Genomic DNA, 20,769 nt, shown 5'->3' with positions numbered 1-20,769 from the left:
TGCTCCCTTTCAAGCAAAATACTTTGTCCTAAACTATACTTCGGTTGCTATACCAAAATTGGCGATCACCGAAGACTAATCGCACTCCAAAAACTCTTGGCACACAAGAGCGATTGGCCTACGGCCACGCTACGCGAGTCACGCGTTCGCAAAGCGTGGCCGTAGGCCTCAGCTTCCGCGCTTATGCGATTGGCCTACGGCCACGCTACGCGATGAAGCTTCGCTTCCGCGCTTATGCGATCGCTCTCTAAAAACTGTTGGTACGAAAGGGGAGCAGGTCAAAGTTGTAGAAGATATGAACTATCAGAACATCCGGGAAGGTGAAGGATGTTCTGATAGGACTTTGCCAGGGTTGCCCCCTGGCAAATCAGGAATTGTGAAGGATGTTTGGTGAAGGAAGATGAAGCAGGATGAAGGATGAGTTGGGATGTTATTGCTTTCCAGCAGTTGCTGACTAACTCGAGAAGAATGTACTATAGCGCTTTTTATCCTCATGAGGTACACATATTTTTTTCCCTCTTCCCTCTTCCCTCTTCCCTGCTCCCTGCTCCCTGCTCCCTGCTCCCTGCTCCCTAAAACCCAAAAAATTGTACCTTACTAGATTAAAAACCGCTATAGTTGATCTGGAGTTATCCAAATTTGAGTGCAGCTCAGCTGTACTTGTGGAAAGTTAAAGTACAGAAATCGGTCAAGGATTGGGGTTAACCCAAACTTGACCGATTTTTTTTATTGGGAATAGGGAGTAGGGACCAGCTGACAAGGGTAGGTTTTTTACTTTGGAGATAGGTAATAGGTAATAGGTAATAGGTAATAGGTAATAGGTAATAGGTAATAGGTAATAGGTAATGGGGAATGGGTAATGGGTAATGGGTAATGGGTAATGGGTAATGGGTAATGGGTAATGGGTAATGGGTAATGGGTAATGGCTAATCGGAACCCACCCCTAACCCCGACCAGGAGGGGAAGAGCGGGAGATGGGTCGGTAATCGGTGGAAATTCTGGTAGAAAATCCGACAGACATATTTGGCGAAATTTATTCCCAATGCCAGTACGTACTCGCCCTGCTAGGTAAAAAACCTACCCAAGTGAGGTAGGGATCAGGGAGTAGGGAGTAGGGAGTGTGGGGAGGGTGAACTGGGGTGAATGGGGTGAGTCGAGATCAAAAAATTGGTGCTAACTCGAAAAATTCCAAAATAGGGTTTTGAGATCGTCTTAAGGGTGTAGAGACAAAAGACAGAAAATAAAAACTTTGTCCAATGTCGAAACCTGAAAAGGTTTTCCTAGTAAACGTCAAATCAACTCAACAACAAAAGTCACCTATCACTATGGCAAAAGCAATAGGCGACTAACTCCTCTCTATGGATTAGATAATTACATCAATTAGGTAACATTGGCAACAACGGATTGGTACTTGACCAGATCAGCGATCAGCTGTTTGGCTCTTTGACAGTAGCTTGAACATCAACACTCTGAACACCTTCAACCTGGATTGCCAAAGGTGCAATCTGACTCAAGTCATCATCAGACGATACTTTTCCTGAGATAGTCACAATTCCCTCTGCGGCTTCAACTTCCAACTTGCTATTGGGGAGATTGGTTTCTAAATTATTAAGTACTAAACTGGCTAGTTGGTCATCTTCATCAAGGTTTTCTAAGTTACCCAAGGCTTGATTTGGCTCTTGAGTAGTTACAATATTCGACTCGATTTCCTCTTGGGTTCCTTTGACCATGGCATCGCCTTGGTTTCCCTCAGACCGTAAGGTTACTAGTTGTTCATCGTTTTGATCTATAGAGTAGGAGGCTTCATCACTTGTCTTAGCCTCATCGCAAGCAGCAGCACCAAACAGAATCACTCCACCTAGTAAAATTGGCATCAACTTATTCATCTTTGATTTCTCCTTGTTTTCTCCTTGTATTTACTCCAATCCAGTCCGGTTAATCACTTCATATTTAGGTAAATCGCGATATATTAAGTGTTAAGTATTAAGTCAAACTTTACACTATCAAATTATCGAATAAACCTAACTAATAAGTAGTCAAACGGACGGGATATAATTCCCACAAACACCAAACTTATTCAGCAGGTGCGCTTGACCTTGGCGAATTTAATTCGCCATCTGAATTTGGCATGACTCCTGTTGGTGCTGGTTCCGATTGAGCATGAGATCTTGAGGGCAAAATTACATGGTTAACAACATGAATAATGCCGTTACTGGCTTCAATATCTGCTTGAGTTACCTGAGCATTGTTGACAGTAACATTACCGTCTTCACCCACGTGTACTGCCACCGATTTTCCAGCCATAGTGATAATTTCTCCCGACTGGATTTGACTGCTAGGAACTGCACCACTTACAACATGATACTCTAGCAGCTTTACCAGTACCTCTTTGTTTTCTGGTTGTAGTAGACTGTCTAAGGTATTTGCTGGCAGTGCAGCAAAAGCGTCATCGGTGGGAGCAAAAACAGTGTAGGGTCCTTCACCAGCCAAGGTTTCCGTTAAGCCTGCTGCCTCAATTGCTTTAACAAGGGTTTGGAATTGATCATTGCTCGCAGCTTGCTCTACAAGGTTACTGGCTGTAGATTCAGCCTCAGTGGTAGCTGGCATTTCTACCTTTTCACCCTCTTGAAGGGGTTTGCTCAAGGAATCGGGGGCGCTTTCTACCATAGACTCAGTTGCACCATTGACAGCATCTTTAACTGAGTTTTCGGTTTTTTCTTGCGCTATTGCCGGGAAACTGATCAGAGCACTTAATCCCAGAATACCTGTTAGCAACTTAATGCGAGTTTTCATTTAGATCATCTCTCCTGAATGCTAGGTATGGTTAACGCTTTCCAACTAATTTATCGAGCTATAGTGACCGAGGTATAGATAAGCATTCAGCATTCAGCATTCAGCTATCAGCTTATGTGCTACATCACAGCGTCGAAGCCTGTGCCACCCACGCTACTTGAGGTGCTTTTGAATAAAACAAGTAAGCATTGGTTTAATTTCTGTTACGTCAGCTGACGGCTGTTTGCGTAGCGTGAGCTCAAAGCTCACGGCTGACGGCTGAATACTTAACATTCTCACTGATTGGAAAGCTAATTTAGATCAAGTCTAGAAGCCTGATGATTAATTAACCAAATTTTCCGACCATTCCCCATTCCCCATTCCCAAAAGGGGGAGTTTATCTGTTGCAGGTATTTAGAGAATTGGTATTGGTATTTGGTATTGGTATAAGAAGGATGATTTCCTCCTAGGCACAATCTGCCTATAGACGTTTTGGCAAGTTCTCCGAAAATTTTGAGGGTGCCAGAGTCTAAATTACCCTGAATTTCATCTTGTGCCTGTTGGGGGGTTAGACCTGCTAGAATCAAGCCTGTAAATACCCACCCTAACCCGGAACTATTGTTATTGTTTAGTATTTGCTGCATTTGATTCACCACAGTACCTCCCAACTAAATTGATGATTTCCTGGGCTTCATATTTTGAGATTATTACCCAAAAGTAAAAAATTCGGTAAGGATAGAAATTAGGGAGTAGGGATTAGGGAAATGGTATAATGATCAGACAATAAAATCCCAACCTAGAAGCTATTTTCCTAAACCAGCGGTAAACGTATCTCAAAGCAGCTACCAACCCCAACCTCAGACGTAAGGGTGATTTTTCCCCCATGATTGTGAGTGATTGCTTGAGCGATCGCAAGTCCCAAGCCCGTACCCCTCTCTCGGCGAGAACGAGCTTTATCCGCACGCCAGAAGCGATCAAACACAAAAGGCTGATGTTCAGGGGCAATACCAATGCCAGTGTCCTCAATCATGACCAGGGCACAGCGATTCTGTTTGGCAACAGTAAGAACCACTTTTCCTTTAGGGGGTGTGTATTGCAGGGCATTCTCTAGCAAGTTGGAAAATAAACGGGTCAGTTGCCCTTCATCCCCAATGACAGACACTGTTGTCAGGCAGTGATATTCCAAGGTAATCTGCTTATCTTGAGCAAATGATTCTAACAATTCCACCACATTCTGCAAAACTGTGTTGAGGGAAATTGGGACTGACTTTCGGGTCGGAATTGACAAAGCAGCATCAGTGCGAGCTAAAAATAGTAAGTCTTCTGCTAAGTTGCTCATCTGATCCGTCGCGCTAGCAATAGCCACTAACTTCTTAGCATCCTTGGGATGAATTCGCTCAGGATGATTTCGCATCACATCCACAGAGGCTTTAATTGCTGTCAGAGGACTGCGCAATTCATGGGAGGCATCAGCAGTAAACTGTTTAAGCTGCTTAAAACTTTGCTCAATCGGCTCAAGAGCTTTCTGGGTCAGCCAAAGTCCACCGATACCAACAAACCCTAGAGCGATCATTCCTCCCATTCCTAATCCCCAAAATAGTTGGCTTTGGACAATTTCTACATCCTCTGTGGATTGACTGGCTCGAATATAGCCCTCTAGGGATGGTTGGCTTGGTTTCGAGGTGTCCTTAAAAACAGAAATTGTAAACGTCCTAATTGGCTCTGATGTCTCGGGGAGTTGTAGAGTCCACGAACCCAGTTTTGGCGGGAAACTCAACACAATCGCACCTCGGCTTGCCAATAGTTTACCCTTATCATCAAACCATTCTAGGCTTTGTTGATCTCGGTTAAATATATCTCGCCAGGGGACTTCATCAACTTGTTCAATGTATTGACTCCCTTTCTCTTCTACTTCAGTAAATGAGGGGGCGGCGGATTGGGCTAAAGTCCGTAGTTTTTTGTCAAGTTGCTGGTACAGACTCTGTGTTAAAAAAACATACACACCCGCACCAAATACACTCAAAATTGCGGCCATTACCATCAGGTAATACAACAAAAGACGCCAGCGTAGACCTTTAAACATCTGGTAATTAGTAATTAGTAATTAGTAATATAAAACGAATTTTAAGTGCGTTTTATCAAGGAAAAAAGCAAAAGGCAAAAGGCAAAAGGCAAGGGTGCATCTTAAACTTGTAAATCTATAACTAAAGGAAGTGTGGGGCGGGGGCGCGGGAAGTGTGGGGCGGTTGGGGAGAGGGGGAGATAGGAACCCACCCCTAACCCCTCCCAGGAGGGGAATATAGGGAGATGGGGGAGATTTTTATTAAGGGTAATGTCATAAAATGATATTATACTTCTATTGTCCTGAGTGTTTTTGCATGCATTGAGATGCACCCAAAGGCAAAAGGGGAGTGTTATCTATCTTTTTTATTTGATTTTACGCTATATACAGTTTAAATGCACAACAGCTTAATCGGTAATTAGTAATTGGTAATTGGTAATTGGTAACTGACCCAACTATACTTGATATCATTCCTTAGTTCAGGAATACCGTCAACCTGCCAACCTGCCAACTTTCAACCTGCCAACCTGCCAACTTTCAACCTGCCAACCTGCCAACCTTAAACAGTAACAACTGAATAGTTAGATTAGGGTTTTTCTTTCAGACGATAACCCAAACCATAGACTGTCTCAATTAAATCAGAAGGAGCTCCTGCTGCCTCCAGTTTCTGTCGTAAACCTCGGATATGAGCTTTAACGGTTGCTTCTTCTGGTAGTCGTTCAAAGGACCAGAGGTTTTCCAGGATTTGAGCACGGCTAAACACACGGCGAGGATGGCGCAGGAAAAATTCCAGCAGAGCATACTCTTTTGGACTTAGGGACAAGAGGCGGTCTTCATAGAACACTTCACAGGTACTGGGGTCAAGGCGGAGAGAATCCCATTCCAGTACAGGTGGTAAGGTAGTATTTCCCCGGCGCAGTAAGGCCCGAATCCTAGCGGACAACTCCCCTAAATCAAAGGGTTTGACTAGATAATCATCTGCACCAGCATCCAGTCCGACAATTTTATCACTGATGGTATCCCGAGCCGTCAGCATTAGAATGGGAGTAAGGTCGCCTTGGGAGCGCAACTTTCGGCAAAGGGTAATACCATCCATCTTTGGTAGCATTACATCTAACAAAATTAAATCATAGCTGAAGCTCTCTACTAGTTCCTTACCTATTTGACCATCATGGGCAACATCCACGACATAATGCTGGTCGGTGAGGTCTTCAGCAAGGGCGTCGGTAATCCGCTGATCATCTTCTACTAGTAAAATCCTCATCTTCAGCACCTCTGAATGATTACCTGAGTTTTATCTTTGATTATGACCAATTTTTTTCACAACTGTATAAAAATCGGGGAGTTTTCCATGATACTGGCAAGATAATTGATATTCAGTCAGGTTAATCAGTTACCAAATCGTCCCGGTCTTTTTGGGAATGGGTTATGGGGAATCGGAAACTACAGCATTGTTAGTTTAAATGTAGAAATAAAACTAATAAAAATAGGAAACTTCGGCTCAGCTTGGCAGCGCTTTTTGATACTGTTGTCGTCAATTATTTTTCCCTTGTCCAAAATGCCCTTGTCCCAAGTTGCTGACAACTGCGCCGAAGTCTAACTAGCAATTATTCTCAATCATGGCATGACTTACCCAAGGGCACTGGGAGGGTTAGCCGATCAGTACGATTATGATCAAATATGATCGAAGTGTAAAGAATTATTTCGAGCGGGTTCCATGAAACGCATTGTACTGATAGCAGGATTTGAATCCTTCAACGCTGACTTGTACCGCAAAGCTGCTGAGTTGGCAACCATACGCTGTCCGGAACTGGATATTAGAGTATTTAGCGATCGCGAAATCACTGGCAACCCTGATACTGTAGACGCTGCCCTCAAAGATGCCCAAGTCTTCTTCGGTAGTCTACTATTCGATTATGACCAAGTGTTATGGTTACGCGATCGCATTCAACACATCCCGATCCGCTTGGTATTCGAGTCAGCTCTAGAACTGATCAGCCTGACTCAAATTGGTCAGTTCAAAATTGGGGATAAACCCAAGGGGATGCCCAAGCCAGTAAAATTTATCCTCGACAAATTCAGCAACGGTCGGGAAGAAGACCGCTTAGCCGGTTATATCAGCTTTTTGAAAATTGGTCCGAAGCTGCTGAAATATATTCCTGCTAGAAAAGTCCAAGACTTGCGCAATTGGCTAATTATCTACGGTTACTGGAATGCTGGTGGCTCAGACAATGTGGCATCTATGTTCTGGACCTTGGCAGAGAAATACTTAGAGCTGAAAGTGGGAGAAATTCCGCCGCCAGTGGAAACTCCAAACATGGGGCTACTCCATCCGGACTACGACGGGTATTTTGAATCCCCACGACAATACCTAGAATGGTACAAAAGCTTCAAAGTTAAACAATTAAACGTTATTGGGCAAAGCCCTACCAGCCCGCTAGCTTCTCAACACAACCTTGGCCAAAAGGCCACGCTACGCTCTCAACCCACTAACCTTCAACCCACCAACCTTCAACCCACTAACCTTCAACCCACCAACCTTCAACCCACCAACCTTCAACCCACCAACCTTCAACCCACCAACCTTCAACCCACCAACCTTCAACCCACTAACCTTCAACCTGCCAACCCTAGAGAAAACCCTGTTGTTGGTATTCTGCTTTATCGCAAACATGTAGTTACAAAACAACCTTATATTCCCCAGTTAATTCGCTACTTTGAGGAAGCTGGATTAACTCCTTTACCCATCTTTATCAATGGTGTAGAAGGTCATGTAGCCGTGCGGGATTGGATGACATCTGCTTATGAAACCCAACAGCGGCAACTGGATAACGTAGAAACTCCTTCCCTGTCTAAAGACGCTGTAGAAGTTGATGCCATTGTTTCTACCATCGGTTTCCCGTTGGTAGGGGGTCCAGCTGGTTCTATGGAGGCAGGAAGACAGGTGGCTGTAGCTAAACGTATTCTCACTGCTAAGAATGTCCCTTATTGTATTGCTGCACCCCTACTGATTCAAGATATTTACTCTTGGACAAGACAAGGGATTGGGGGATTGCAAAGTGTCGTCTTATATGCATTGCCGGAATTGGATGGAGCAATTGATACTGTACCCCTAGGTGGTTTAGTCGGAGAAAATATTTATCTGATTCCCGAACGAGTTAAGCGACTGACTGGACGGGTGAAGCGTTGGATTCAACTCAGACAAACCCCACCAGACCAAAGACGAATTGCGATTATTCTCTATGGTTTCCCTCCTGGGTATGGAGCAACAGGAACAGCAGCCTTATTGAATGTACCGCGATCGCTTCTTAAATTCCTCCACGCTCTCAAGGAACAAGGTTACACTGTTGGGGAATTACCAGAAGATGGGGAAGAACTAATCCGCTGGGTGAAAGCAGCAGACGAAGGCTTGAATGGTAAAAGTTCTAACCAGCAACCAGCAACCACCAACCACCAACCATCAACCACCAACCACCAACCATCAACCAGCAACCACCAACCATCAACCATCAACCAGCAACCTTCAACCTTCAACCTTCAACCTTCAACTAGTAACCTACCCTTCTCGAACGCCAAAGGCGAACAACCACCAACCACAGTTAACGTTAAAACCCTAGAAGAATGGCTAGGCTACTTGCTAACTACCCGTATTGAAAAACAATGGCAATCCTTGACTGGTACAGGAATCAAAACCAATGGGGATGAGTTCGAGATTGGTGGGATTGAGTTAGGCAATGTCTGGATTGGGGTACAACCACCCTTGGGTATTTCTGGAGACCCGATGCGGTTGATGTTTGAGCGAGACATGACCCCACATCCCCAGTACAGTGCCTTTTATAAGTGGTTACAGAATGATTTTGATGCCCATGCGGTGGTGCATTTTGGCATGCATGGCACCGTGGAATGGTTGCCTGGTTCGCCCTTGGGGAATACCGGGTATTCTTGGTCGGATATTTTGCTAGGAAATATTCCGAATCTGTATATCTATGCCGCCAATAATCCTTCAGAGTCAATGTTGGCCAAGCGTCGCGGTTATGGGGTGTTGATTTCCCATAATGTACCCCCTTATGGTCGGGCTGGTTTGTATAAGGAGTTGGTCGTGCTACGGGATTTAATCTCGGAGTATCGGGAGGATCCTGAAAAGAATTATGCCTTGAAAGAAGCAATTTGTAAAAAGATTGTCGATAGTGGCTTGGATACGGATTGTCCCTTTGAGGATGCTAAGGGCTTGGGAATTGCTTTCAGTCCAGAGAATGCCCAGATGTTTAGTGCTGATTCATTTAATCGCTATCTTGTCAAGTTGTACAACTACCTGCTAGTGGTCGAACAACGATTGTTTTCCTCTGGGCTGCACACTCTAGGTCAAGTGCCTGATTCGGAACAGTTAGAGTCTTACCTGCGGGCTTATTTTGGGGAAGATGTCTCGGAAGGAATAGTTAAGGCCATTGTCGATGGAGAATTTGAATCCCAAACACCAGAAGCACGTGAACAGGTCGAGGATCAGAAGGTTGAGGAGGCGTTACGGATTGGTGAGTTGTTGATGCAGACTGGAGAGGAGTTGACGAATTTGTTGCGGGGGTTGAATGGGGAGTATATTCCTCCAGCTCCTGGCGGGGATTTGTTGCGGGATGGTCCTGGGGTTTTGCCAACAGGACGGAATATTCACGCTTTGGATCCTTATCGGATGCCCTCTCCGGCAGCTTATGAACGAGGAAGGGAGGTGGCCAGGAAAATTATTACCCAGCACCTTGAGGAACATCAGGAGTATCCGGAAACTGTTGCGGTAATGCTATGGGGATTGGATGCGATCAAGACTCGTGGGGAATCCTTGGGGATTTTATTGGAGTTAGTAGGTGCAGTACCTGTTAAAGAGGGAACGGGACGGATTGTACGGTATGATTTGATGCCCTTGGCTGAGGTAGGTCATCCTAGAATTGATGTGTTGGCAAATCTCTCAGGGATTTTTCGGGATAGTTTTGTCAATATTGTTGAGCTGCTAGATGATTTGTTCCGTAGGGCGACTGAGGCAGATGAACCGGAAGAAGAGAATTTTATCCGCAAGCATGGGTTAGCTTTGCGATCGCAAGGGGTAGACAATGTTTCTGCTCGGTTGTTTTCTAATCCAGCCGGGGATTATGGTTCTCTGGTCAATGACCAAGTAGTCGATGGTAATTGGGAATCGGGGGATGAATTAGCCAATACATGGCAAAGCCGCAATGTATTTAGTTATGGAAGGCAAGATAAAGGTCAAGCCCGTCCTGAAGTCATGGAGCAGCTGCTAAAAAGTACCAGTCGTATAGTCCAGGAAATTGATTCAGTGGAATATGGGCTGACGGATATTCAAGAATACTATGCCAATACTGGAGGCTTGAAGCGAGCAGCCGAGAAGCAAGGGGGTAAAACCGTTAATGCCAGTTTTGTGGAAAGTTTCTCAAAGGATACTACACCCCGGAAGCTAGAGGATTTGTTGCGGTTGGAGTATCGGACAAAGTTACTCAATCCCAAGTGGGCTGAAGCGATGGCCCATCAGGGGTCTGGGGGAGCTTATGAGATTTCCCAACGGATGACAGCATTAATTGGTTGGGGGGGTACTGCTGATTTTCAAGATAACTGGGTGTATGACCAAGCAGCAGATACTTATGCCTTGGATGAAGAAATGGCCAAGAGGTTGCGACAGGCAAATCCTGAGGCATTTCGGAATATTGTAGGCAGGATGTTAGAGGCAAATGGGCGAGGATTCTGGGAACCGGATCAGGAAACCTTACAGAAGTTACGGGAGTTGTATGACCTCGCCGATGAGGAGATTGAAGGCGTGACGGCTGTAGGATAAGAGGGTGTGGGGTGAGCGAGTGTGGTAATCGGGTGAAAATCTGGCGTTGCTTATTCTGGGTATGGTTTTGCCCCCCTAACCCCCCAATTCTGGGGGGAATAAGACCTTCAAAGTCCCTTCCGGTGCGCGCCTCCTAGGGCGAGTAAATCGCCCTTGGGTCGCACCGCAAAGTTGGGGGATTTAGGGGGCTTTAACTTTCACCAGATGAACGCGAATTCATTCCTTAATTCAGCAACGCCGAAAATCTTGCTCGTAGTCATCCCGATTGCTAAACCTGAAAATCTTTCACTGACTGGTTCACCCTACACTCGTTTACCCTACATTAGTTTAGCCAATCGATAAGAGTGTGAGTATAGTTCTTTTATCCTAACTATACTCGTTCACCAGATGTTATGGCCTTTGCCTGAATAGCCTTGTTCGCTAGACTCTTTGGTTTGCTTTTCTAACTCTTCAGCTAATTTGGCAAATTTTTTCATTTCATCAATTAATGCTGCTGCTCCACTATTTTGGGTTTTTGATTCTTGGTAAATCGACGTTTATCCTAATAATTTTATGTACATTAGTTATTTACCTGAGTCGCACGGATGAGTTTATATATGAGTAACTCTATAAAATTTGCTCTATTATTTTTATATTTCGTCGGACAATAAATGAATCCGGATTAAGTCTGGTGGTTGACTATGAAGGTATTGCTAACTAAATAGGCAAGATTGTCAAGTTTTTGATTACTATAGCAATAAGCATAATGGTTCGGACTTGCTCGGATTTTAAAATTGACAATCAACAATAGTTAATGAACAATGGTCAATTTTAAAGTAACCAATGACTAATAATACCTATACACACTATACACACTATACACACTATACTTTGTACCTATGGCAACGGAAATCGAACGCAAATTTCTAGTAAAAGGCGAAGAGTGGCGGAAACTAGGCACTGGTAGTGTTTATCGCCAAGGTTACATTCGTACAACCAACCGCACTACTGTCCGGGTGCGCCTGGTGGGAGATCAAGGATATCTTACTATCAAAAGTCCAAAGGTGGGTTTTTCTAGAAAAGAGTATGAGTATCCTATCCCAGGCTCGGATGCTCAAGAAATGCTCGATACTTTGTGCCAGGGTCCCCTAATTGAGAAAACTCGTTATAAAATTGAACACGCTGGCTTGATTTGGGAAGTGGATGAGTTTGCTGGGGATAATCAAGGATTAATTTTGGCAGAAGTTGAACTAACTGATGAAAATCAGCATATTGAACTACCAGAATGGATTGGAATTGAAGTATCTGATGATCCGAGATACTTCAACTCCAATTTAGTTCAGCATCCCTATAGTCAATGGTTACACAGAATCTAGGCTATAGGGTGTGGGGTGTGGGGTATGGAACAGAATTTGGATTTATATATCAGGAGTTGTTTTAATCAGCGGCTTCCGGTAGTGCTGGCAGATGCTCTACTAATTGCTCAAGAGATTCTACATCAATGGCCACATCCATTAACTGTTCTAACTTTTCGACACTCAACCCCTTAACACGAGCTTGAATCTCAGGGGATAGGTCTCCAAAGCGCCTGTGAAGCAATCGTAGTAGCAGTCGCTCAGCTCCTTCCTGACGACCTTCTTGACGACCTTCTAAAATACCTTCCTGACGACCTTGCTTAATTCCCAACCTTTCGATACTCGTGACATACTTCATGTTGACCTCCTGTTCGTACTGGTTAAGTTCTTCACTAAAGGCTTGTTCTAGTCCTTCAGGTAAGTGCATTACCAAAATTATTGGGTTTAAAGCCTCGTGGTTCTAGGACGGCTTTTCTTTTAGACTTCGTATTGAAAGTTTGCACGCTAGTGTGCTATTGTAAAAGTATAAGCAATAAACTTTTGTACCAGCTAGATACTATCTAAACATAAGTAGGCAACGTAAAAAATATGTAGAGCTTACATATTGCGTAATTGGGTCTAACGACTTAAATGTCTATGAAAAATTTAGATAAAAAAGTATCTAGTTAAATAGATAAAGAAAGCGATGCAGCGCGGTATTGGGGGTCTCCACCATGAGCGACTGCATCAAGACAAGGTACGGTGGGGCACACCGAAACCTAGGTCAAAGACCAAATACGCTTGTGGAGAGGAGACCTCTATTTATCCTGGCTCCGGCCTGGTTAAACAAGTCACCCCGTGGAAGCAAGAATCCCCGTCCTTCCAGGGCGGGGAGTGTCAACCAGTCGATGAAGTGATATAAGTTTAGGATGTCTTGTCCGCTGCTGGGTTAATCATTAATTTTCTCTAGTTCGGCTGATTAATCTAATTAATCACCAAACCCTGTTTCCCTGCTCTGAAAATATCTCTTTCGTAGGTAAAAATGGGGGCGGTGGGACTTGAACCCACACGACCGTTTAAGGTCAACGGATTTTCATTCTCCCGTAGCTTTCGCTACTGCCATAGCTGGCTCTTGAGAATTGGACTCTCCCTTTACCCTCGGCTTAACGTTAGGGTAGCTCCCGTCGAGTCTCTGCACCTTCCGAGAGGTTTTCCCGGCTTGGCTCAGGATTGCCTTATCTGTTACCAGACTTAGGTTTCCCTGAATTTGAGAGCATTCACATGACAGATTTCTCTATCAGTGCTCAATTTCCTTAAGTCCGTAGCGTCTACCATTCCGCCACGCCCCCTGGTTGAGTTAGATAGCTGTGGGTTTGTCTTTACCCATCAACCTCTGTGATTTCACTGTTTTCTATTTAAACATGAACTGGGTCTACTATGCAAGTATACTGTTGTTGAAATTTTCAAGAGGGGGCAAACTCTGGCTTTGGGGCAACACAGGGCAGCATGTTCGACCTAAGGTAGTATAGTAGGGTTGAGCGATTGACCTTGGCCTTTGGGCCACGCTAAGCGAATGGTCACGCTACGCGATGCTCCGTAGGAGCTGCTAAAAGCGATTGACCGTAGGTCACGCTACGCGATCGCATTTTTGTCTTCTGTGTCCTAAACCAAAATTCTATGATTACTGCGATACTGTACCTGTCTTTGGCAGGAGCCTACTTATTGGTATTCCCTCTCGCCATCTATCTTTACCTACAGAAACGGTGGTACGTTGTTAGCTCCTTCGAGCGAGGCTTCATGTACTTCCTGGTCTTCTTATTCTTTCCAGGTTTATTACTCTTCAGTCCAATCTTAAACCTCCGCCCCAAGCGGCGTCAGCCACAAGGGTAAGTCAGTTACTTAAGCGATCATTAGTAATTCATGCGACGAATTGACGCGATTGGAATTGCCCTTGGTATCTTTGCTGCTGGCGGCATAGCCTACTTGATCTTTCAGCTGGCTGGGTACGATCAAATTAAAGCCGGGATTTGGAGTCAAGTCCTCTTGGTTGGGGGGTTATTTGGGTGGGTGCTAACCTACTTGTTTCGAGCCCTGACCCAAACCATGACCTATAACCAGCAGGTGAAAGAGTATAAAGATGCTGTCCTGCAAAAGCGGCTCGAAGAAATGACACCAGAAGAACTTGCCCAACTCCAAGCAGAGGTGGAACAGGAAAAGCGTTTGACTAAGGCAGAGGGCGATTCCTCTATATCCCCTCTTAAGCAGGAGGGGCAGGGGCAAAACTAGATGACGAATGACCAATGACAAAAATTTCCGATTGCTTCGGATCCCTGAGATCTAACTCCCAGTGTGCTCTGATTCCTTTTATTACCGCTGGGGATCCCGATTTAGAAACCACAGCCAAAGCCTTGCGGGTACTCGACCAATCTGGTGCTGACATCATTGAACTGGGAGTACCCTATTCCGATCCTTTGGCCGATGGTCCAACTATCCATGCTGCTGCTACTAGAGCATTACAAAAAGGTGTGCAGTTGGATGATGTTCTGGCAATGGTAAAGGAGGTTAGCCCAGAGTTACAAGCGCCAATTGTCTTATTTACCTACTACAATCCCATTCTCAACCGAGGGATTAATTCGTTTTTAGAGCAGATTGCTCAAGTGGGGGCGAAAGGGTTAGTGGTGCCTGATTTACCCCTCGAAGAAGCTGAAATTTTGCTGAAACCCGCAGCAGAGCTTGGGATTGAAGTGATATTGTTAGTGGCACCAACTTCACCAACAGAACGGATTGAAGCGATCGCTAAACAGTCTCAAGGCTTTATTTACTTAGTCAGTGTTACCGGTGTCACCGGGATGAGAACTCAGCTGCAATCACGGGTAAAAGACTTACTCAATCAGATGCGTGATGTAACCGATAAGCCGATCGGGGTTGGCTTTGGTATCTCCGAGCCAGAACAGGCTAAGCAGGTCAAAGATTGGGGAGCAGATGCCGTGATTGTAGGTAGCGCTATAGTAAAGCGTTTGGCAGATGGGACGCCATCAGAAGGGTTGTCAGCCATTGGAGACTTTTGCCAAAGCCTGAAATTAGCGATTACAGAGTGAAGCCATGGTTACTCAGGCTTGGCATTTACTGTCTAGGATACCGATCACAAACTACTGATCGGATTAATCCTTCGTATTTAGATTCTGTTTGATATCCAGATACATTCTCGGATTGAAATTCTTTCTGGGATTTATGGATTTCGTTTCCAAACACTGTTACGTAACTCCCAAAGCTGAAAGCCCCGCGTTTTTAAACCGGGGATGAAAGCTCATAGCGACTTTAGTCGCCGTGAAAAAAAACTTGGTGAGGACTTGACAGATTATGCTAGGCGTGTTAGCACAACAATATATCAAAAGAGATCGAAATTCGTTCGCGTAGCGTGATCGAAGGTCAATGATTATTATTGAGTTCAAAGCATATGGTAACCCTCATCAGTATCTAGCTATTGACGAGGCTATTCGGACGGTTAAATTTATTCGCAATAGCTGCATTCGTCTGTGGATTGATAACAAAGGGACAGGGAAATATGACCTCAGCAAGTACAGTAAAGTACTGGCTAAAGAGTTTTCCTTTGCTAATGAATTAAACTCAACGGCTCGACAGGCTGCGGCTGAAAGAGCATGGTCATCGATTTCTCGCTTTTTTGAGAATTGCAAGAAAAAAGTTCCTGGGAAGAAAGGTTTTCCGAAATTCCAAAATCATTGTAGATCGGTTGAATACAAGCAGTCAGGATGGAAGTTATCCCCTGACAAAAAGTCGTTCGCGAAGCGTCGGCTTTGCCGAATCACCTTCAGTGACAAAAAAGGAATCGGAAAGCTAAAGCTCAAGGGTACATGGGATTTGTGGCGCTTCGACAAGAATCAAATCAAGCGAGTTCGCATAGTAAAAAGAGCTGATGGCTACTACATTCAGTTTTGCGTTTCTGTTGACGTAAAAGAACAATTAGAACCGGCTGATGCCACTTTGGGATTGGATGTAGGGCTAAAAGAATTATACACCGATTCTAGAGGAAATACCGAACCTAATCCCCGTTTTTATAGAGCCGGTGAAAAGCGCTTAAAGTTTTATCAACGCCGAGTTTATCGGAAAAAGAAAGGCTCATCCAACCGAAAAAAAGCCATTAATAAATTAGCTAGGCAGCACCTCAAAATAAGTAGGCAACGTGAAGAACATGCCAAGAGACTGGCACGTTGCGTAATCCGGTCTAACGACCTGGTCGCCTATGAAGATTTGAGAGTCAAGAATCTAGTCAAAAATCACTGTCTAGCTAAATCTATTAATGACGCTGGTTGGTATCAATTTAGGAAATGGTTGGAGCATTTTGGTCAGAAGTTTGGCAGAGTCACTGTTGCAGTGAATCCTGCTTATACAAGCCAAAACTGCTCAGAATGCGGCGAGGTAGTAAAAAAGTCACTATCAACCAGAACCCACGTCTGCGAATGTGGCTGTGAACTAGACCGTGACCACAACGCCGCGATCAATATTTTAAAGAGAGCCTTGGGTACGGTGGGGCACACCGGAACCTGGATCATAGATCCCAACGCTTCGGGAGATCTGACCTCTACTGTTCTTGGTTCCGGCCAGGTTCAGCAAGTCGGGTCGTTGAGCGAAGAATCCCCGGGTCTAATGACCGGGGAGTGTCAAGAAATCCTCTTTCATACTGATAACTGTCCAACCACGAGCGTCGGCCTCCCGGAGAGCATTCTCGGCACCTGTATCGTATACATATTCCCGGGGATCATCGTGGTGAACCAGCATCATCAAAGCTGGACCGTCTTGGTCGTCAGTGTACTGAAGCATTTCTAAATCACCATCGGAATTACCAATGGTAATAATTGGTTTTTTACCAATGTAGCGGTCAATGTCCACTACTTTACCTTCGTTATTATTAATGGGTTTGACCAGTATTGGTGTCTTAATCAAAACATGAGAGCCATCGTCTTTGGTAATAAACTTGGTTTGGACGGTGGTACCAATAATATTTTCAGGGGGAACACCGTAGGCATCTTCAGCATAGGAGCGAATGAAATCAAGTCCCGCCCCAGAACAAATATAGACCTTGAAATCATTACTCCTGAGATAATTGACCAGTTCAACCATGGGCTGGTAAGTAACCTTTATGTATGGAATACCAAAGTCTGGATGCTTTGAATTATCCAGAAAGAACCTCGCCTTCTGTTTATAGTCTTCCGGTGTTAATCCCTGCAGTTTCAGGTCTTCAAAAATGGCATTCCTTTTATTTGAAAAGGCATTCCCTAGCATATCTTTGATAAATAACCCGTAAATATTTTTGGGTTTTTCATTCCACAGGGTTCCATCATTATCAAAGACCGCGATGCGATCGCCTTGACGAACGTAGTTATCACTGTTGGGGTTGGTAACCTCTTGCACAAAGTCAAAAATCCCTTGCTTAGCCGCACCCTGATTCCAAGACAGTAAGGGGTCATAGTCTGCAGCAGCAGGGGGACATCCCAGAAAGCCTCCTAGGCAAAACACTGATAAGAGAATCGATAGGAAAACTAAGAACGTTCTTTTTTTCATGAGCTAAGATTTATCGGCTGTAATTGCTGATCTGCTTCAAGGCAAACAACGCTATTTTTACCGACCAAACCAATCTTGTCAATATAGCGCTACGCGCAAGGCAAAAGGCAAAAGGCAAGAGGCAAAAGTTGACGTGCATTAGCGCACCGAGGGAGTAGGTTTTTAAATTTATAGTCAAAGGGAGAGTGTGGGATTCCCGATTCCCTGTTCCCTAAAAACCAAGAACGAAAGTACCTAACAGCAATTGCAAACCGCTGAACCCTGAAAGCTGACCGCTGATTGCTGTTAGCGCAGCGTGTGCAGCGCATATACTTACAAAAAAAATAGCCGTAGAAATACTATCTACGGCTATGTCAATCACATATGTCAGAAGTTTCCAAAAACCTTGGTGAAGGGGGGAAACCCCCCCAGAAAATTAAGGTGTTATGGCAACAACCAATACTTGGTCATAGTCGTCATTACTTCACCTGGAATATCAGTCGGTTCCAGAGGAGTCCATTCGGCAATCTCGGCATAGCCTAGGGCATACAGCATCTGCATACTATGTATTACTGATTGACGAGGACCTTTCAGAGTGTGCTGAGTAGGTTGTTTCTTGAAATTGCGAGTAAAGGTTTCTGACATTGTGATAAAGTTCAACTTGGTTTACAATGATTATTGTAATGATTATAATTGTAATTGTCAAGGGTTTTAAAAAGTTTTTTTTGGGAGTTTTAGGGTTTGTTAAAAAAAGCTATTGCATAGGATTTATAAAGCATACGGCGTGGCTGATTATGGGTATGGTTTCGCCCCCCTAGCCCCCAATTCTGGGGGTAACAAAACTCTTAAAATACCCCGAGCAATCCCTCGCTCGGGGTATTTAGGAGGCTTTAATAAAACCAGATAATCGCGCATTCATTCCTTAATTCAGCAACGCCAGAGAGGCAGCTATAGCCCTAGGGGTAACTGATCGGACATTGAGAAATTGGGAGGCTGTTGGCAAAATCCAGTCCACTAAGACTAGTAATGGTAAGTGCCTGAAAGATAGATATATAAATGCTTTCAGTAGTGTTTGCACTTCGTGACACCGTCTCTAGCATTAAGCCGAATAGCTAATTTAAGATTTACTTGATAAATCAGCTTTCAGGCAGACGACTCATGAATACAGTGCTTCAACTCGTTTTTCGATATAGATTACAGGCTACTCAGCACGTCATTGAGTTCTCTTTAGATTTTCTTGACAAATTAGCTCTAAATATGCCATAATGCACTGCTATGGTTAGTCTAAACTCCAGTTATTTAGTTTATTTCCAGAAATGTTCTAAAATTACAAGGCTGTTTTTTCTAAAAATATCAATAATATGACGAATGGATAAGGTTATTAGTGCTGTCGCTGATTGTATTCTCCAGGCAGATTCTATTCTTTTCATAGCTGGAGCGGGTTTATCTGCAGACTCTGGGCTACCTACATATCGTGGTGTTGGTGCACTTTTTGAAGGTGTTCTCACTCAAGAAGGTATACCAATCGAAGAAGCAATGAGTAACAATATGTTACAAACTCGTCCTGAAGTAGCTTGGAAATATCTGTGGCAAATTGGAGAAGCTTGTTATAAAGCAAAATTCAATCGTGCTCATCAGGTAATTGCACAAATTGAGGCTTGGAAACCCAATACATGGGTATGGACTCTGAATGTAGACGGATTCGAGCGCGCTGCTGGTAGTAAAAACTTGATTGAAATACATGGACGACTCTCGGAACTATATTGTGTAGATTGTTCTTACAAGACAACTGCAGAAGAACTCCTCGCTGGATATAGTAGACCCATGGAGTTACCACCCATATGTCCAGCTTGTGGAGGATTAATTCGTCCTGATATGGAGTTATTTGGTGAAGATCATATGAGTTCGTCAGAAGAAACTTTCAAGATAGTAGATAATATTTCCTTTGATCTGATTTTTTTGATCGGTATCTCCAGAGACTACCCATACATTACTAAACCTTTGTATAGAGCTAACAGGTTAAACTTACCCATAGTAGAAATTAATCCTGCTGAGACTGTACTTTCAGAAATAGCTGATTACCAGATCAGATCTACTGCTGCTGATACATTAGATAAATTGTGGAGTATATGCCAAGAGCGACGGGGAAGCTAACTCTTGGCAGGGGTGGGAGGAAATATTGCTTTGCTTGTCAAATGCTTCTATACCGTTTGAGCGACTTTTGCCTACTCTTTTTGCAGAATGGCACACGATCCGGACATTCTCGCTCCTCTCAAATTTAGTCATGGCAAGAACATAGGGGCGAATGGCCATTCACCCCTACTGACTTCAGATCTACTCAGGTTTAGTTGCTGCTATAAAAACCATGCGATCGTTAAATTTCAACACTGACTTATCCTGATATTTTTCTTCGATTTCCTTTAAACCTGCTGCCAATTCAGTATCATTAAATTCAGAAAGCATAGACATATAACGATTTTCTACCATTTCAAAATACTGATTTTTTGGCAATTCTAAAGGGTACTCAATCATATCCATATCAACAACAAAACCTACTTGCTCAAGTAAATTAATCATTTCTTGATAGCGAGGTTGGTTTTTTTCAAACAACTCTAGTGCTTTCGTAAATAAAGGATGATCGATATTAGGTGGCCACAACAATAATAGAAAAATTCCCCCAGGAGTTAATCTTTGATATAAATTCTGGAATAGTATAAATTTTTCCTCTATATGATGGATAGCTTCTTTTAAGAAAATTTTGTTATAAATACCTGGGTTTTTAGAGAATTTGACTCCATCCATTTCTATGGGATTTAATCGACTATTTGCCGGAATTTTTTCTAGCATTTCAGCAGAAGTATCAACGCAAATAATCGGTTGCTGTAATTGAACTTGATGGAGAATTTCTTGGCTATAAATTCCTGTTCCACAACCAATATCTACCAAACTATCTGTGGGAGTTAGGTGTAGATGTTTGATGATTTTTTTAGTTGTGAATTTAATATATTCAGGAGAGTAGGACCAGAGATTATCGAAAATCTTGGCGATATTTTTGTAATGATTTTCGGAATGGTTATACATCATAATTAATATTTGTGCTCAAATTTTTGACAAACTTTTGATATTATAAACAATTTAATCCCTGTTGTAAAATTGCTAATATTTGGGTTAAAATACCTGCAAGTAAAGCCTCTCGATCTAACCATAAACCAGATAAATATTCACTATAAATA

The 20,769-nt window shown here is 43.6% G+C and carries 19 protein-coding genes and 1 pseudogene; 11 read left to right on the top strand and 9 right to left on the bottom strand.

The annotated features are described in order from the left end of the window. Positions 1 to 44: 44 nt before the first annotated feature. Positions 45 to 251, top strand: coding sequence for a hypothetical protein (locus F6K37_RS03465; RefSeq protein WP_131826990.1), 207 nt, complete (start codon positions 45 to 47; stop codon positions 249 to 251). Between the two features lie 1,176 nt (positions 252 to 1,427). Here F6K37_RS03465 and F6K37_RS03460 read toward each other — a convergent pair. The 5 genes from F6K37_RS03460 to F6K37_RS03440 form a co-directional block, all read right to left on the bottom strand. Continuing rightward, on the bottom strand, positions 1,428 to 1,886 hold the full coding sequence (locus tag F6K37_RS03460; protein WP_008181329.1) for a BON domain-containing protein: 459 nt from the start codon (positions 1,884 to 1,886) through the stop codon (positions 1,428 to 1,430). Positions 1,887 to 2,073: 187 nt separating this feature from the next. Beyond that, positions 2,074 to 2,793, bottom strand: a complete 720-nt coding sequence (locus F6K37_RS03455; RefSeq protein ID WP_008181327.1) for a fasciclin domain-containing protein — start codon at positions 2,791 to 2,793, stop codon at positions 2,074 to 2,076. A gap of 290 nt (positions 2,794 to 3,083) precedes the next feature. Then, positions 3,084 to 3,416, bottom strand: a complete 333-nt coding sequence (locus F6K37_RS03450; RefSeq protein ID WP_131826965.1) for a hypothetical protein — start codon at positions 3,414 to 3,416, stop codon at positions 3,084 to 3,086. 167 nt (positions 3,417 to 3,583) lie between these two features. Continuing rightward, a complete protein-coding gene (locus F6K37_RS03445; RefSeq protein WP_008181323.1) occupies positions 3,584 to 4,855 on the bottom strand; it encodes a sensor histidine kinase in 1,272 nt (423 codons plus the stop codon). Between the two features lie 565 nt (positions 4,856 to 5,420). Next, a complete protein-coding gene (locus F6K37_RS03440) occupies positions 5,421 to 6,098 on the bottom strand; it encodes a response regulator transcription factor (RefSeq protein ID WP_008181320.1) in 678 nt (225 codons plus the stop codon). Between the two features lie 453 nt (positions 6,099 to 6,551). Here F6K37_RS03440 and F6K37_RS03435 point away from each other — a divergent pair, with 453 nt between their 5' ends. Further along, the gene (locus F6K37_RS03435) at positions 6,552 to 10,664 is read left to right on the top strand and encodes a cobaltochelatase subunit CobN (RefSeq protein ID WP_008181318.1); all 4,113 of its coding nucleotides are present in this window, start codon (positions 6,552 to 6,554) and stop codon (positions 10,662 to 10,664) included. A gap of 878 nt (positions 10,665 to 11,542) precedes the next feature. Further along, positions 11,543 to 12,019 (top strand): CYTH domain-containing protein, encoded by a 477-nt coding sequence (locus F6K37_RS03430; RefSeq protein WP_008181315.1) that lies wholly within the window; start codon positions 11,543 to 11,545, stop codon positions 12,017 to 12,019. A gap of 61 nt (positions 12,020 to 12,080) precedes the next feature. On the opposite strand, the gene F6K37_RS03425 is transcribed toward F6K37_RS03430, so the two are convergent. Continuing rightward, entirely contained in the window at positions 12,081 to 12,425 is a 345-nt protein-coding gene (locus F6K37_RS03425; RefSeq protein WP_008181312.1) for a DUF4351 domain-containing protein, read from the bottom strand. 258 nt (positions 12,426 to 12,683) lie between these two features. Here F6K37_RS03425 and F6K37_RS03420 point away from each other — a divergent pair, with 258 nt between their 5' ends. From F6K37_RS03420 to F6K37_RS03395, 6 genes are all read left to right on the top strand, one after another. After that, positions 12,684 to 12,899 carry a PDDEXK family nuclease gene (locus F6K37_RS03420; RefSeq protein WP_287248155.1) on the top strand — a complete coding sequence of 72 codons (216 nt, stop codon included), beginning with the start codon at positions 12,684 to 12,686 and terminating at the stop codon, positions 12,897 to 12,899. Between the two features lie 694 nt (positions 12,900 to 13,593). Then, a complete protein-coding gene (locus F6K37_RS03415; RefSeq protein ID WP_229414427.1) occupies positions 13,594 to 13,755 on the top strand; it encodes a hypothetical protein in 162 nt (53 codons plus the stop codon). After that, complete coding sequence (ndhL, locus tag F6K37_RS03410; protein WP_229414425.1) at positions 13,682 to 13,867, top strand: NAD(P)H-quinone oxidoreductase subunit L; 186 nt, start codon at positions 13,682 to 13,684, stop codon at positions 13,865 to 13,867. The genes F6K37_RS03415 and ndhL overlap by 74 nt, the downstream gene beginning before the upstream one ends. Positions 13,868 to 13,897: 30 nt before the next feature. Next, positions 13,898 to 14,263 carry a DUF3007 family protein gene (locus tag F6K37_RS03405; RefSeq protein WP_008182190.1) on the top strand — a complete coding sequence of 122 codons (366 nt, stop codon included), beginning with the start codon at positions 13,898 to 13,900 and terminating at the stop codon, positions 14,261 to 14,263. 14 nt (positions 14,264 to 14,277) lie between these two features. Then, entirely contained in the window at positions 14,278 to 15,075 is a 798-nt protein-coding gene (gene trpA, locus F6K37_RS03400) for a tryptophan synthase subunit alpha (RefSeq protein WP_008182188.1), read from the top strand. Positions 15,076 to 15,409: 334 nt separating this feature from the next. Then, complete coding sequence (locus F6K37_RS03395; protein ID WP_287248152.1) at positions 15,410 to 16,822, top strand: RNA-guided endonuclease InsQ/TnpB family protein; 1,413 nt, start codon at positions 15,410 to 15,412, stop codon at positions 16,820 to 16,822. A gap of 45 nt (positions 16,823 to 16,867) precedes the next feature. Here F6K37_RS03395 and F6K37_RS03390 read toward each other — a convergent pair. Then, a pseudogene (locus F6K37_RS03390) lies at positions 16,868 to 17,557 on the bottom strand (HAD family hydrolase); the annotation flags it as partial. A gap of 423 nt (positions 17,558 to 17,980) precedes the next feature. Further along, complete coding sequence (locus F6K37_RS03385; RefSeq protein WP_287248150.1) at positions 17,981 to 18,181, bottom strand: hypothetical protein; 201 nt, start codon at positions 18,179 to 18,181, stop codon at positions 17,981 to 17,983. Positions 18,182 to 18,486: 305 nt separating this feature from the next. Here F6K37_RS03385 and F6K37_RS44465 point away from each other — a divergent pair, with 305 nt between their 5' ends. Beyond that, entirely contained in the window at positions 18,487 to 18,621 is a 135-nt protein-coding gene (locus F6K37_RS44465) for a hypothetical protein (RefSeq protein ID WP_353736812.1), read from the top strand. A 283-nt stretch (positions 18,622 to 18,904) separates the two neighbouring features. Next, on the top strand, positions 18,905 to 19,690 hold the full coding sequence (locus F6K37_RS03380) for a Sir2 family NAD-dependent protein deacetylase (protein WP_287248147.1): 786 nt from the start codon (positions 18,905 to 18,907) through the stop codon (positions 19,688 to 19,690). A gap of 180 nt (positions 19,691 to 19,870) precedes the next feature. Here the strand turns inward: F6K37_RS03380 and F6K37_RS03375 are convergent, their stop codons facing one another. Further along, the gene (locus tag F6K37_RS03375) at positions 19,871 to 20,620 is read right to left on the bottom strand and encodes a class I SAM-dependent methyltransferase (RefSeq protein ID WP_287248144.1); all 750 of its coding nucleotides are present in this window, start codon (positions 20,618 to 20,620) and stop codon (positions 19,871 to 19,873) included. Positions 20,621 to 20,769: the final 149 nt, after the last annotated feature.

Source organism: Moorena sp. SIO4E2 (genome assembly GCF_010671945.1).
Lineage (GTDB): Bacteria > Cyanobacteriota > Cyanobacteriia > Cyanobacteriales > Coleofasciculaceae > Moorena > Moorena producens.
This window is presented reverse-complemented; position numbering and strand designations above follow the sequence as displayed.

Excerpts from the sequence above, each read along its gene's own strand:
- F6K37_RS03460 (WP_008181329.1), bottom strand. The coding sequence starts at position 1,886 with ATGAATAAGTTGATGCCAATTTTACTAGGTGGAGTGATTCTGTTTGGT.
- F6K37_RS03455 (WP_008181327.1), bottom strand. The coding sequence starts at position 2,793 with ATGAAAACTCGCATTAAGTTGCTAACAGGTATTCTGGGATTAAGTGCT.
- F6K37_RS03450 (WP_131826965.1), bottom strand. The coding sequence starts at position 3,416 with ATGCAGCAAATACTAAACAATAACAATAGTTCCGGGTTAGGGTGGGTA.
- F6K37_RS03445 (WP_008181323.1), bottom strand. The coding sequence starts at position 4,855 with ATGTTTAAAGGTCTACGCTGGCGTCTTTTGTTGTATTACCTGATGGTA.
- F6K37_RS03440 (WP_008181320.1), bottom strand. The coding sequence starts at position 6,098 with ATGAGGATTTTACTAGTAGAAGATGATCAGCGGATTACCGACGCCCTT.
- F6K37_RS03435 (WP_008181318.1), top strand. The coding sequence starts at position 6,552 with ATGAAACGCATTGTACTGATAGCAGGATTTGAATCCTTCAACGCTGAC.
- F6K37_RS03430 (WP_008181315.1), top strand. The coding sequence starts at position 11,543 with ATGGCAACGGAAATCGAACGCAAATTTCTAGTAAAAGGCGAAGAGTGG.
- F6K37_RS03425 (WP_008181312.1), bottom strand. The coding sequence starts at position 12,425 with ATGCACTTACCTGAAGGACTAGAACAAGCCTTTAGTGAAGAACTTAAC.
- F6K37_RS03420 (WP_287248155.1), top strand. The coding sequence starts at position 12,684 with ATGCAGCGCGGTATTGGGGGTCTCCACCATGAGCGACTGCATCAAGAC.
- F6K37_RS03405 (WP_008182190.1), top strand. The coding sequence starts at position 13,898 with ATGCGACGAATTGACGCGATTGGAATTGCCCTTGGTATCTTTGCTGCT.
- trpA (WP_008182188.1), top strand. The coding sequence starts at position 14,278 with ATGACAAAAATTTCCGATTGCTTCGGATCCCTGAGATCTAACTCCCAG.
- F6K37_RS03395 (WP_287248152.1), top strand. The coding sequence starts at position 15,410 with ATGATTATTATTGAGTTCAAAGCATATGGTAACCCTCATCAGTATCTA.
- F6K37_RS03385 (WP_287248150.1), bottom strand. The coding sequence starts at position 18,181 with ATGTCAGAAACCTTTACTCGCAATTTCAAGAAACAACCTACTCAGCAC.
- F6K37_RS03380 (WP_287248147.1), top strand. The coding sequence starts at position 18,905 with ATGGATAAGGTTATTAGTGCTGTCGCTGATTGTATTCTCCAGGCAGAT.
- F6K37_RS03375 (WP_287248144.1), bottom strand. The coding sequence starts at position 20,620 with ATGATGTATAACCATTCCGAAAATCATTACAAAAATATCGCCAAGATT.